The 12,986-nt window shown below is 75.1% G+C and carries 10 protein-coding genes; 5 read left to right on the top strand and 5 right to left on the bottom strand.

Annotated features, from left to right (window positions below):
- Nucleotides 1–76: 76 nt before the first annotated feature.
- From ACTJIY_RS10300 to ACTJIY_RS10315, 4 genes are all read right to left on the bottom strand, one after another.
- Nucleotides 77–2,611: an ABC transporter permease gene (locus ACTJIY_RS10300; RefSeq protein WP_440697236.1), complete on the bottom strand. Its 2,535-nt coding sequence runs from the start codon at nucleotides 2,609–2,611 to the stop codon at nucleotides 77–79.
- A gap of 23 nt (nucleotides 2,612–2,634) precedes the next feature.
- Complete coding sequence (locus tag ACTJIY_RS10305) at nucleotides 2,635–3,456, bottom strand: ABC transporter ATP-binding protein (protein WP_253053109.1); 822 nt, start codon at nucleotides 3,454–3,456, stop codon at nucleotides 2,635–2,637.
- Between the two features lie 248 nt (nucleotides 3,457–3,704).
- Nucleotides 3,705–4,448: a response regulator gene (locus ACTJIY_RS10310; protein ID WP_253053111.1), complete on the bottom strand. Its 744-nt coding sequence runs from the start codon at nucleotides 4,446–4,448 to the stop codon at nucleotides 3,705–3,707.
- A complete protein-coding gene (locus ACTJIY_RS10315; RefSeq protein ID WP_439158137.1) occupies nucleotides 4,445–6,004 on the bottom strand; it encodes a sensor histidine kinase in 1,560 nt (519 codons plus the stop codon). The genes ACTJIY_RS10310 and ACTJIY_RS10315 overlap by 4 nt, the downstream gene beginning before the upstream one ends.
- 104 nt (nucleotides 6,005–6,108) lie before the next feature.
- On the opposite strand from ACTJIY_RS10315, the gene ACTJIY_RS10320 reads away from it, so the two are divergent.
- Nucleotides 6,109–6,792: a response regulator transcription factor gene (locus ACTJIY_RS10320; RefSeq protein ID WP_031316534.1), complete on the top strand. Its 684-nt coding sequence runs from the start codon at nucleotides 6,109–6,111 to the stop codon at nucleotides 6,790–6,792.
- Nucleotides 6,793–6,836: 44 nt separating this feature from the next.
- Nucleotides 6,837–8,168: an ATP-binding protein gene (locus ACTJIY_RS10325; RefSeq protein WP_253053115.1), complete on the top strand. Its 1,332-nt coding sequence runs from the start codon at nucleotides 6,837–6,839 to the stop codon at nucleotides 8,166–8,168.
- Between the two features lie 24 nt (nucleotides 8,169–8,192).
- Here ACTJIY_RS10325 and ACTJIY_RS10330 read toward each other — a convergent pair whose 3' ends face one another.
- A complete protein-coding gene (locus ACTJIY_RS10330) occupies nucleotides 8,193–8,714 on the bottom strand; it encodes a GtrA family protein (protein WP_440675039.1) in 522 nt (173 codons plus the stop codon).
- Nucleotides 8,715–8,851: 137 nt separating this feature from the next.
- On the opposite strand from ACTJIY_RS10330, the gene ACTJIY_RS10335 reads away from it, so the two are divergent.
- The 3 genes from ACTJIY_RS10335 (at nucleotide 8,852) to ACTJIY_RS10345 (ending at nucleotide 12,981) form a co-directional block, all read left to right on the top strand.
- Nucleotides 8,852–10,093 (top strand): 5-(carboxyamino)imidazole ribonucleotide synthase, encoded by a 1,242-nt coding sequence (locus ACTJIY_RS10335; RefSeq protein WP_353708670.1) that lies wholly within the window; start codon nucleotides 8,852–8,854, stop codon nucleotides 10,091–10,093.
- On the top strand, nucleotides 10,090–10,629 hold the full coding sequence (purE, locus tag ACTJIY_RS10340) for a 5-(carboxyamino)imidazole ribonucleotide mutase (protein WP_440675038.1): 540 nt from the start codon (nucleotides 10,090–10,092) through the stop codon (nucleotides 10,627–10,629). Before ACTJIY_RS10335 ends, purE begins: the two co-directional genes overlap by 4 nt.
- A 174-nt stretch (nucleotides 10,630–10,803) precedes the next feature.
- The gene (locus ACTJIY_RS10345) at nucleotides 10,804–12,981 is read left to right on the top strand and encodes an acyltransferase family protein (RefSeq protein ID WP_440675037.1); all 2,178 of its coding nucleotides are present in this window, start codon (nucleotides 10,804–10,806) and stop codon (nucleotides 12,979–12,981) included.
- Nucleotides 12,982–12,986: the final 5 nt, after the last annotated feature.

The following is a 12,986-nucleotide window of genomic DNA, read 5'->3' on the forward strand; positions in this document are numbered from 1 at the left end:
GAACGCGCGCGCCCCTGTGGACGGAGTTCCGTCCACAGGGGCGCGCGTCGGCCGTGAGGCCTGGGCGAGCCGCGGCTCAGTCCACGGCGAGCGCCGCGACGGGCGACGTGCGGGCAGCGGTCCGGCCCGGCACGACGGACGCGACGAGCCCCGCCACGAGGGCGACGACGAGCACGAGCGCGACGTCCCGCCACGGCACCGCGAGCGACACGTCGCCCATGACGCTCAGCGCCGTCGCCGCGCCCGCCCAGCCGTACAGGACGCCCAGCACGATGCCCAGGACCGCGCCCACGCCCGCGATGAGCATGCCCTCGATCGCGAGCATCCACCGCAGCTGCGCCCGGCTGAGGCCGATCGCGCGCAGCGTCGCCGACTCGCGTCGCCGCTCGATCACGGAGAGCGAGAGCGTGTTCGCCACGCCGATGAGGGCGATGACGACGGCGACCGCGAGCAGCCCCACGATGACCCCGAGGATCGTGTCGATGACGCTCTGCATGGCCGCACGCTCGACGGCGATGCCGGCCACCTCCACCGGCGTGTCCGACTCGACGATCGCGTCCTGGATCGCGGGCACGACCTGCGTCGCGTCGCCCGTGTCGTCGAGCCCGACCCACAGCCGGGACACGAGGGCGTCCGGGGCGAGGGTCTTCGCGTCGTCCGCGTCGAGGAGCCAGCCGTCCCCGATGGCCCCGACGTGGGCCGTCACGTCGAGGGTCCCCCCGTCCGGACCGGTGAGCTCGAGCGTGTCGCCCTCGGCGACGTCCCAGGCGTCCGCGTCGGCCTCGGGGACCATGACCGTGCCCGGGGCGAACGCGGCGAGCACGTCGGGCGAGCGCACGACCGCGCGGGCCTGGTCCGGGTCGACCCCGTGCATCGTGATCTCGGCGCCGTCGAGCAGCGTGACCGTGACCCCGGAGAGCTCGACGACGCGCGAGACGCCCTCGGTCCCCGAGACCGCGCGCACCACGTCGCTCGGCACGGCGTCCTCGGTCGACCCGTAGGCGTCCGTCGCGACGAGGACGTCGACCGGGTACTGGTCGTCGAGCGCGGCGTCGAGGGACGTCCGGGCGCTCGCGGCGCCGGTCGACATCATCGCGACGAGCGTGACGCCGATGAGCAGCGCGGTGCTGGTCGCCGTGGTGCGGCGCGGGTTGCGCAGCGTGTTCGCGGTGGCGAGCCGCGCCGTCGATCCCGTGCCGGCCAGCAGCCGGCCCACGAACGACACGACCCCGGGCAGCCAGTACACGGCGCCGACGAGGACGCCGACGAACGACAGGGCGCCGCCCGCGACCCCCGCGAGGAGGCCGATCTCGGGGCTGCCGGTGCTGCCCAGCCAGATGCCGCCGCCGAGGACGGCGAGCCCCCCGAGGGTGAGCAGGGTCGCGACGACGAGGCGCGCGCGCCCACCACCGCGCGCGAGGTTCGGCGCGTCCGAGGGGCGCAGCGCCTCGAGCGGCGCGACGCGCGTGGCGGCGCGCGCCGGGGCGAACGACGCGACGACCGTGACGAGGGTCCCGACGAGCAGCGGGACGAGGACGACCGCGGGCGTCACCGTGATGGTCGCCGGGATCGGCACGCCGAGGTCGGCGCCACGGGCCACGAGGAGCGCGACCTGCGTGAGCAGGCCACCCAGCAGGATGCCGCCGACCGACGCGAGGACGCCGAGGATCGTCGCCTCCGTCAGGACCGACCGGGCGAGCTGCGACCGGTTCGCGCCGACGGCGCGCAGGAGGGCCAGCGTGCGCGTGCGCTGCGCGACGAGCACCTGGAACGTGTTGGCGATGACGAGCGCGGCGACGAGCAGGGCCACGGCGGCGAAGCCGAGGATGACGTACGTGAAGACGTCCTGGTCACCCGTCATCTTGCGGGTCTGCGCCTGGGCGTGCTCGTCGGGCGTCACGGCCTGGGCATCGTCGGGCGACGCCGCGACGAGCGCGGTGCGCGCGGTCTCGAGGTCCGTGCCGGGCGCGAGCCCGACCATCGCCGCCGAGTACAGGCGCTCCGGGTCGTCGGGGCTCGCCTGCGCGGCCTCCCACGCGGCGACGTCCTCCGCCGTCACGACGACGGCCCCGCCCATCTGGGCGTACGCGCCGTACGGGTCGTCGGTCGTGCCGACGACGGTCAGCTCGTCGCGGACCTCCTCGTACGCGCCGCCGTCGGGGGCGGAGGCGTCCCACACGTTGCGCGAGCTCGTGACGGCGTCGCCGATCCCGACGCCGAGGCGCTCGGCCACGGCCGTGGGCAGCGAGACCTGTCCCGAGGCGGTGGGCATGGAGCCCTCGACGACCTCGAGCGCCTCGAAGCGCGGGTCGGAGGGCGCGGGGACGCCGAGCTGGAACACGCGCTTCGAGCCGTGCGACAGGTCGAGGTAGGTGAACTGGACCGCGTCGACCGCGTCGACGCCGCTCACGGAACGCAGGGCGTCGACGTCGGACGCCGTGAGGTCGCTCGGCGCGGACACGACGAGGTCCGCGTCGGCGAACTGCGCGGCGATCGAGTCGTTCGTGGTCTGGGTGATGACGTTGCCCGCGATCAGGGTCGCCGTGACGAACGCCGTCCCGATGACGATCGCGACGCCGGCCGCGACGAGGCGGCCGATGCTGCGGCGCATCTGCGCCAGGGTGAGGCGGAGCATCAGGCGCGCACCGCCTGCGACGCGGGGGCGGAGCCGTCGGCGCCCGGCGCCTCGAGCGTGCGCAGGGCGTCGAGCCCGGCGAGCACCGACTCGGGCGTCGGGTCGCTGATGTCGCCCGCGATCCGCCCGTCGGCGATGAGCACGACGCGGTCCGCGTACGCGGCGGCCGTCGGGTCGTGCGTGACCATGATGATCGTGCGGCCGAGCTCGCGGACCGACCGGCGCAGGAAGCTGAGCACCTCCGCGCCCGAGCGCGAGTCGAGGTTGCCCGTCGGCTCGTCCGCGAAGACGACCTCCGGACCGGCGATGAGGGCGCGCGCGATGGCGACGCGCTGCTGCTGGCCGCCGGAGAGCTCGCTCGGGCGGTGGCTCAGGCGTGCCTCGAGCCCGAGCGTGCGCACGAGCGTGTCGAACCACGGCCGGTCGACCTTGCCGCCCGCGAGCTCGACGGGCAGCGTGATGTTCTGCTCCGCCGTGAACATGGGGAGCAGGTTGAACGACTGGAAGACGAAGCCGACCCGGTCGCGGCGCAGCTGCGTGAGCGCGTTGTCGTTCAGGCCCGTGACCTCGGTGTCGCCGATGAAGGCGTGGCCGCTCGTCGCGGTGTCCAGCCCTGCGAGCAGGTGCATGAGCGTCGACTTGCCCGAGCCCGACGGCCCCATGATGGCCGTGAAGTGGCCGCGCTCGAAGTCCACGTCCACGCCGTCGAGCGCGTGCACCGCTGCCTCGCCCGTGCCGTAGGTCTTGCGCAGCGAGCGGGCCCGCACCGCGGGCGGGCCGGCAGGGGCGGGGTCGGCGGGTCGGTACACGGTCGTGTCCACGTCATCTCCTGAGTGCGTCGAGTTCGTCGTCGGGCCGTCGTGCGGCACGCCGGTCCGGTGGTCGGAGGCGTGCGCCGGGGATCGTGGACGACGCTACGGACCCGGCCCGCCCCGCCGCGTCCGGCGAGGGTCGGGTCCTGCACGCGAGCAGGGTCATCCCGTGGTCGTACCCGACCCGGGCCGAGGGCTGACACGACGGCGCCCCACGGGTCCGGGGACCGGTGGGGCGCCGTCGGGACGGTCGGGAGTCAGGAGCCCGGGCGGACCAGGCCCGTCTCGTAGGCCGTGACGACGGCCTGGACGCGGTCGCGCGCGCCGAGCTTGGCGAGGATGCGGCCGACGTGGGTCTTGACCGTCGCCTCGGCGACGAACAGGTCGCTCGCGATCTCCGTGTTGGACCGGCCGCGCGCCATGAGGACGAGCACCTCGCGCTCGCGCTCGGTGAGACCCTCGACGGCGGCGTGCGCGGGGGAGTCGTCGGCCTGCTCGGCGGGCAGCGCCGTCACCAGGTGCTCGAGCAGGCGCCGGGTGGACGACGGGGCGATCACGGCGTCGCCGCGGTGCACCGTGCGGATCGCCGCGAGCATCTCCTCGGGCGGCGCGTCCTTGAGCAGGAACCCGCTCGCGCCGGAGCGGATCGCCTCGAGCACGTACTCGTCGAGGTCGAACGTCGTGAGCACGATCACCTTGGGCGCGTGCCCGCCGTCGGCCGCGGCGGCGGTGAGCCGGGCCGTCGTCTGGAGCCCGTCCAGGTGCGGCATGCGGACGTCCATGAGCACGACGTCGACCGGGTGGTCCGCGAGGAGGCGCAGCGCCTGCAGGCCGTCGCCCGCCTCGACCGCGACCGTGAGGTCGGGCTGCGAGTCGATCACCATGCGGAAGCCCGCGCGCACGAGCTGCTGGTCGTCGACGAGCGCGATGCGCACGGGCTCGACCGGCGCGAGCGGGTCGGCGGCGTACGCGCCGCCGGGGTCGGGGAGGGCGTCGGTCATGGCGTCCTGTCGGTCGGTCGGTCGAGGGCCGGGTGCGGGGGCTCCGCGTCGACGGCCGGCGGCGGCGGGGCCGTCGCGGCGGCCGGGTGGCCCGGGGCCATCCTGCCCGACGCCGCGGGCGCGGGTGCGGGGACGACCCGACCCGGGGGTCGGGGGAGGGCGGCCGGTCCGGGGGCCGCGCCGGGCAGGGCGGGCACGGGGATGCGCAGGTGCACGCGGAACCCGCCGCCGGGACGCGGGCCCACCTGCACGGACCCGCCGAAGAGCGCGGCCCGCTCGCGCATGCCCAGCACGCCGTAACCGCCGGGCCGGGCCTCCTGGTGCGCCGCGGCGGCGGCCGAGGCGCCGCGCCCGTCGTCCTCGACCTCGAGGTCGAGCGTGGTGGCGCCCCAGCGCACGACGACGGTGACCTCCGGGTCCGGGCCGGCGTGCTTGAGCACGTTGGTCAGGGCCTCCTGGCACACGCGGTAGACCGTGAGCCCTGCCCCGGGGGGCAGCGGTCGCGCCTGGCCGACGCGGACGAAGGACACGCGCATGCCGCTGTCGCGCACCTGTGCGACGAGCGTCTCGAGGTCGGCGGTGTCCGGCTGCGGGGCGCGCTCGAGCGCCGCCGTCGCGCCGCTCGCGGGCGCCGGGTGGCCGGGTGCGGCGGGCCCGTACGGCGAGCCGGCGGGCGGCGCGCCCGCCGGCCCCCGTCCCGGCAGCGCGAGGGTGCCCCCGGGCCCGACGGCGGCTCCCGGCGGCGCGGCGACGCGCGGCTGCTCCGTCCGGAGGACGCCGAGGAGCCGGCGCATGTCCGCCAGGGCCGTGCGGCCCGTCTCGGACACGGTCGCGAGCGCGCGCGTCGCGGCGTCGGGGTCGTGGGCGGCGGCGTACCGGCCGCCGTCGGCCTGGGCGATGATGACGGAGAGGGAGTGGGCGACGATGTCGTGCATCTCGCGCGCGATGCGGGCGCGCTCGGCGGCGGTCGCGATCTGCGCCTGCTGGTCGCGCTCGACCTCGAGGCGTTCCGCGCGGTCGACGAGCGCGGCGATCGTCTCGCGCCGGGAACGGCGCACGAGGCCGAACGCCCACACCGCGAGGAACGTCATGCCCCCGAACGCGGACGTGAAGAAGACCATCGTCGCGAGGTCGGTGAGGCGACCGGACATCAGGCCGAGCGCCACCCCGAGGACGACCGCGCCCACGAGCGAGGACACGATGGCCGTCCGGTGCGCCCAGCGGGGCCCGTAGACCGTGACCGAGTAGAGCGCGACCAGCACCGCGAAGTCGGCGGGGAAGATCAGGAAGTAGCCGGCCAGCAGGTGCACCAGCGCGACGGAGTACACGGTGATCGACGACGCGAGCGGGTTGGACCGGCGCCAGGGCAGCGGGGCGAGCAGGAGGGCCGCCCAGAACGCGGCCCAGCCGCCGCTCGTGCCGACGCCGCTCGCGCCGGCCGAGGAGAACGCCGCGGACGCGGGCACGAACACGACGGCGAGGACGAGCGTGACGGTGAGGTCCACACCGAACCGGTGCTCGTCGGACCACTGCCCGAGCCGCTCGTACCATCCCATGCGTCAAGCCTAGGCAGAGGGCGGCGGCGGGGCGTCCGACCAGGGTCGCAGAGTTCACGAGACACGATGGGACCGAAGTCGTACTGATGCCCTAGCATGAGCGAATGACCCACGTACTGCTAGCGGAGGACGACCCGGCGATTGCCGAACCTTTGGCGCGCGCACTGACACGTGAGGGTTACAACGTCGTCGTCCAAGGAACTGGTCAAGGAGCGATCGACTCCGCGAGCGGTGCGGACATCGTGGTGCTCGATCTGGGCCTTCCGGACATGGACGGCCTCGACGTCGCGCGCGAGATCCGGCACAAGGGTCTCACCACCCCGGTGCTCGTGCTCACCGCCCGGGCCGACGAGGTGGACCTCGTCGTCGGCCTGGACGCCGGTGCCGACGACTACGTCACGAAGCCGTTCCGGCTCGCCGAGCTGCTCGCCCGGGTGCGGGCGCTCCTGCGCCGCTCGCACGGTGAGCAGGTGGACGAGGAGGAGCTCGCCGCGCAGGACGTGCGCATCGACGTCTCCGCGCACCGCGCGTTCCAGGGCGAGCGCGAGCTGCACCTGACCACCAAGGAGTTCGAGCTGCTGCGCGTGCTCGTCGCCAGCGCGGGCTCGGTCGTCGTGCGCGACGCCCTCATGCGCGACGTGTGGGGCTCCGAGCCGGTCGGCTCGACCAAGACGCTCGACATGCACGTGTCGTGGCTGCGCCGCAAGCTCGGCGACGACGCGAACGCGCCGCGCTACATCTCGACCGTCCGCGGTCTCGGCTTCCGCTTCGAGACCGGCGAGAGCTGACCGACCCCGACCGGGGACGAGGGACACGGGGAGCGAGGAGCAGCGTGCGGCGTCGGATGCTGCAGGCGACGGTGGCGGCCGTGGCCGTCGCCGTCATCCTCCTCGGGTTCCCGCTCGCGTTCTACGGCGCGCGGTTCGTGCTGCAGGGGGAGGTCGACGACGTCACGTCGCGCGTCGAGCGCCTCTCGCGCTCGATCGACGCCCGCCTCGCCGCGGGCGACGAGATCCCCGACTACGTCATCACGGACGCGGTCCAGCCCCGCGCGAGCGACCCTCCGGCGCAGGTCTACGTCACCCTGCCCGACGGGACGGTGCTCACGGCGGGCGAGGAGATCACCGGGCGGGGGATCGAGCAGCCGCTGCACTCCGAGTCGGGTGCGCTCGTCACGCTCACCGTCTCCTACTGGGACGCGTACCTCCAGGCGGCGCAGGTCGTGCTGCTCGTCGTCGCCGCGGCCATCGTCGCGTTCGCCGCGGGCATCGGGATGGCGGTGTGGCAGGCGAACCGCATCTCGGCGCCGCTGGTCTACCTCGCGGCGTCCGCCGAGCAGCTCGGGTCGGGACAGGTGCGCCCGCGGCTCGAGCCGTCGGGGGTCGAGGAGATCGACCTCGTGGCCGCCGAGCTCGCGCGCAGCTCCGACCGGCTCGCGGGTCGGCTCGCGGCGGAGCGCCAGTTCGCCGCCGACGCGTCGCACCAGCTCCGCACGCCGCTCACGGCGCTCAGCATGCGGCTGGAGGAGATCTCGATGGCCTCGGACGACCCGGCCGTCCAGGAGGAGGCCCGGATCTCGCTCGAGCAGGTCGAGCGACTGGTCGGCGTCGTCGACGACCTCCTCGCCTCGTCGCGGCGCGCGCAGGGCGGGACGACGGAGGCCGTCAGCCTGCTCGACGTCGTGCACCAGCAGGAGGAGGAGTGGGTCCCGACGTTCGCGAAGGCGGGCCGTGAGCTCGTCGTCGACGTCCCCGCGGAGTACCAGGTGCTCGCGACGCCCGGGGCGCTCGCGCAGGTCCTGGCGACGCTCATCGAGAACTCGCTCAAGCACGGCGGCGGGACGACGACGGTCCGCGCGCGCCCGTCCGGCACGAGCGGTGCGATCGTCACGGAGGTGTCGGACGAGGGCGCCGGCGTCCCCGACGACCTCGCCCCCCGGATCTTCGAGCGCGAGGTGACCTCCGGCGCCGGCACGGGCCTGGGTCTCGCGCTCGCGCGCGACCTCGCGGCGTCCGACGGCGGTCGGCTCGAGCTCGCGCAGCGTCGGCCCGCGGTGTTCGCGCTCTTCCTCGCGGGGGTGCCGCGGCGCCTCGACCCGCGGGTCGTCCTGCCGACGGGGGTCGCGGTCTCCGCGCACGGGCGTCGTCGCCGGCGCCGCGGCTGACGCGACCGGGTCCCGGTGGGGGCGTCAGGGAGTCGCGGTCTCCCGGCCGGCGACGTCGTCCCGCGCCCGGTCGCCCGTGAACACGAGGCGTCGGTAGGCGACGTAGCGGAACGCCGTGCCGAGCGCGAGCCCGACGACGTTCGCGGAGACGTTCTTGGCGAGCGGGGACGTGAGGCCCAGCGCGTACGTGGAGATCGCGAGGCAGCCGACCGCGATGAGCATCCCGCCCACGTTGACGACGACGAAGGCCGCGAGCTCGCGGCCGCGCGCCTGGGTGCGGCGTGCGGAGAACGTCCAGTAGCGGTTGCCGACCCACGCGACGAGCGTCGCGACCGTGACGGACACGATCTTGGCGGTGAGCGGCTTGTGGCCGAGGACCTCGCCCGGTCCGAAGCTGAGCAGGTTGAACAGGCCCAGGTCGACGACGTAGGCGACCGCCCCGACCGACCCGAACTTCGCGAGCTCCCGCACCCGGGCGAGGACGCGCTCGCGCCGCGGCAGGGCCGCCGCGTTCGCCTCGGCTCGCCGGTCCAGGTCGCTCGTCACCCTCCGAGGCTACCGGCCGCTCCTGAGCGTCGCCCGGGTGCCGGGGGCGGCCACCGGGTCGCGGGGCCGAGGAGCCGACGGTCCGGAGTCCGGGCGACGCGCGGTCCCGCGCCGCCCAGGCACTAGGGTGGGTGCACGTGGCAGCCCCAGTGATCGCCGTGGTCGGCGGAGGACAGCTCGCGCGCATGATGGCCCCCGCGGCCGGAGAGCTCGGCGTGCACCTGCGCGTGCTCGTCGAGGCCCCGGACACGTCCGCGGCCCAGGTGGTGGTCGACGCGCCCGTGGGCGCCGCGTCCGACGAGGCCGCGATCCGCTCGCTCATCGCCCCCGCGGGTGCCGCCCCGGCGGACGTGCTGACCTTCGAGCACGAGCACGTCCCGAACGCGCTGCTCACCGACCTCCTCGAGCACGGCACGCCCGTGCGTCCCGGACCCGACGCGCTCGTGCACGCGCAGGACAAGATCGTCATGCGGCGCCGGCTCACCGAGCTCGGCGTGCCGTGCCCGCGCTGGGCCGCGCTCCCCACCGCGCCCGACGCCGCCCGCACCGCTCTCGCGGACTTCCTCGCCGAGGTCGGGGGCGAGGCCGTGGTGAAGACGGCGCGCGGCGGGTACGACGGCAAGGGCGTGCGCGTCGTGTCGGTCGCCGAGGGCGGCGCCGAGCAGGTCGCGGAGTGGATCGAGGCGGCCGCCACGGGCGGCCCCGAGCTCCTCGTCGAGGAGAAGGTGCCCTTCACGCGCGAGCTGGCCGTCCTCGTGGCGCGCCGTCCGTCCGGAGGGATCGACGGTCGGGGCGAGGTGCGGACCTGGCCCGTGGTCGAGTCGATCCAGCGGGACGGCGTGTGCGCCGAGGTGATCGCGCCCGCGCCCGGTCTCACGGAGGCCGAGGCGGAGCGTGCCCGCGACGCGGCGGTCCGGATCGCCGAGGGCCTCGGCGTCACGGGGGTGCTCGCGGTCGAGATGTTCGAGGTCCCGGGCGACGACGGGCCGCGCGTGCTGGTCAACGAGCTCGCGATGCGCCCGCACAACTCCGGGCACTGGACCATCGACGGCGCGGTGACCAGCCAGTTCGAGCAGCACCTGCGGGCCGTGCTCGACCTGCCCCTCGGCGACACGACGGCCACCGCCCGCTGGACCGTCATGGCGAACGTGCTCGGCTCGACGCTCGGCGAGCTGACCGACGCGCTGCCCGACGTCCTCGCCGCCTTCCCCGACGCGAAGGTCAACCTGTACGGCAAGGGCGTGCGCCCCGGGCGCAAGCTGGGCCACGTGAACGTGAGCGGCGACGACCTGGGCGAGGCCCGGCGTCGGGCCCTGGCCGCAGCCGCGATCCTGCGGGGCGAGGGCCCCGAGGGCACCCCGAACGAGGAGCGAGCATGAGCGAGAACCCCGTCGTCGGCATCGTCATGGGGTCGGACTCCGACTGGCCCGTCATGGAGGCCGCGGCCGACGCGCTCGCCGAGTTCGGCGTGCCCGTCGAGGTCGACGTCGTCTCGGCGCACCGCATGCCCGTCGAGATGATCGACTACGGGCGCGGCGCCGCCGAGCGCGGCCTGCGCGTGATCGTCGCGGGCGCCGGGGGAGCGGCGCACCTGCCGGGCATGCTCGCCGCCGTGACGCCGCTGCCGGTGATCGGCGTCCCCGTGCCGCTGCGCCACCTCGACGGCATGGACTCGCTCCTGTCGATCGTGCAGATGCCCGCGGGCGTCCCCGTCGCGACGGTCTCCGTCGGCGGGGCGCGCAACGCGGGCCTGCTCGCCGCGCGCATTCTCGCGGCCGGCACCGACGACGACGCCGCGCGGCTGCGGGAGAAGATGGTCGCCTTCCAGGCGGACCTGGGCGACCAGGCGCGCGCGAAGGGTGCGCGCCTGCGCGCGTCGAGGTCCGGGGAGCAGCGTACGGGCTTCGGCGGCTAGCAACCCGATCGTCCGGCGTCGTTCACCGTCACGACAGCCCGGCGCCACCGACCACCCCTAGCGTGCACGAGACCGGCTGGACGGCTGGTCCCGCCCGTCGGGCGGCGTCTGCTGACCGGGCACCGCCTCGTCGACGAGCGCCCGTCGCGCGGCGGAGCGGTCAGCGGAGGCGCCGTGGCGATCACCGACACGTACCCGGAGGTCAGGAACGACGGACCGGCGGCCGGAGCCCATCCGGTTCGTCCGCGGCACGTCCGGGAGCACCCGACGAGCACGGGCCGCACACCGTACCGGGCCGACCTCGACGGGCTCCGTGCGGTCGCCGTCGCTCTGGTCGCGGTCTACCACGTCTGGGTCCACCGGGTCTCGGGCGGTGTCGACGTCTTCCTCCTGCTCTCCGGGTTCTTCGTCGGCGGCGGCCTGCTGCGGACGTTCGCCCGGGGGACGCCGGTCGACCTGCGGACCTATCTCCCACGCCTCGCCCGCCGGCTGCTGCCTGCGCTCGTGCTGGTGCTCGCGGCCGTGATCGCCGCGACGACCTGGTGGCTGCCGCAGACGCGCTGGGCGGACGTGTCGACCGACACGCTCGCCGCGCTGCTCCACGTCGAGAACTGGCGGCTCGCGCTCGCCGACGGCGACTACGGTGCCGCGGACGTGGGCCGGAGCCCGCTCCAGCACGTCTGGTCGATGTCCGTCCAGGGGCAGGTCTTCGTCCTCGTCCCTCTCCTGCTCCTCGTGGCCTGGTGGCTCGCCGGCCGCGCGGGGGTGGAGCGTCGGTCGACGGTCCTGCACGGGGTCGTCGCAGCCCTCGCCGGCGCGTCGTTCCTGTATGCGGCGTTCTCGGCACGGGTCGACCAGGGCTTCGCGTACTACGACACGGCGGCCCGTGCCTGGGAGTACCTCGCCGGGACGTTGCTCGCGATCCTCGCCCTGCGCGTGCGTCCTCGCCGCTCGATCGCCGTCGCGGCGGGCTGGGTCGGGTTCGTCCTCGTGCTCGTCACGGGCGCGGTGGTCGACGGCGCGACGGCCTTTCCGGGGCCGGCGACCCTGGTTCCGGTGGTGGGAGCGGCACTGGTCGTCGTCGCGGGTGCTGTGCCCGCGGGTGCCGGTCCGATGCCACGCGGCAGCGCGACCCGGCTGCTCGCGTGGCGCCCGCTGGCACGGGCAGGCGGGTACGCGTACGCGTTCTACCTGTGGCACTGGCCCGTCCTGGTCTTCGCGGTGGTCGTGCGCGAGCGCCCGGTCGGCTGGCTCGCCGGGACCGGGGTCCTCGTCCTGTCGGCGCTCCTCGCCGTGGTGACCAAGCACGCCGTGGAGGATCCGCTCCGGGCGGTGCGTGCTGAGTCGTCGACGCCGCCTCGTTCCGCGCGTCCCGCGCAGCAGCGGTGGCGCGGCCGCGGGACGGCCGCCGTGGTGGTCGTCCTCGGCGTCGCCGTCGTGGCCGCACCGCTCGTCTGGGGCGCGCACGTGCGCAGCGTCCGCGCCTCGGTCGACACCGCCGGGCAGGACCTGACGACCCACCCCGGGGCGATGGCCGTCGCGGAGCCGCTCGTCTTCTCGACGGCCCCCGGGCTCCGGCCCGTGCCCGACCCGTTGTCGGCCAGCGAGGACAAGGTGCGCGCCGTGTTCGACGGATGCGGTGTCCAGGCGGGCGAGACGACGGTGACGGTCTGCTCCTACGGCGACCTCGACGCGCAGCGCGTCGTCGCCGTCGTGGGCGGTTCCCACGCGGAACAGTGGATCGACGCTCTCGCCCACGTCGGAGAGCTCGAGGGATTCCGTGTCGACACCATGATCCGCTGGGGATGCTCGCTCATCGACGGCGCTGACGGGATGGAGGAGATCCTCGCCGGCGACCCGACGTGCCTCGCCTGGTCGCAGAACGCGCTCGTCGAGCTGGAGCGGCGGCACCCCGACGTCGTCTTCACCACGTCCACGAGGCCGGCACCGGCGGCTGCGGGGCAGCACGAGGCGGTCCCAGGGGCGTACGTCCGGGCGTGGGAACGCCTCGGAGCACGGGGGATCGGGGTGGTCGCTCTCCGGGACAACCCGTGGTTGCCGGTGAACGCGGTCGCGTGCGTCGCGGAGCACGGGGCGGACCCGACGGTCTGCGCCGTCCCGAGGAGCTCGGTGCTGGACGACCAGGATCCGACGACGACGCTCGCTCTGGAGCCGGCCGACGCGGTGCGGTTCGTCGACGTGGACGACGTCATCTGCCCCGATGACGTGTGCCCGTTCGTGCAGGGCGGCCGTCTCGTCTATCGCGACGAGCACCACCTCACCGCGACGTACACGGCGTCCATGGTCCCGGTGCTCCGCGAACGGCTCGGTCCCGCGCTCGGCTGGTGGTGAGACCC

Source organism: Cellulosimicrobium sp. 22598 (assembly GCF_052044445.1).
Lineage (GTDB): Bacteria > Actinomycetota > Actinomycetes > Actinomycetales > Cellulomonadaceae > Cellulosimicrobium > Cellulosimicrobium cellulans_G.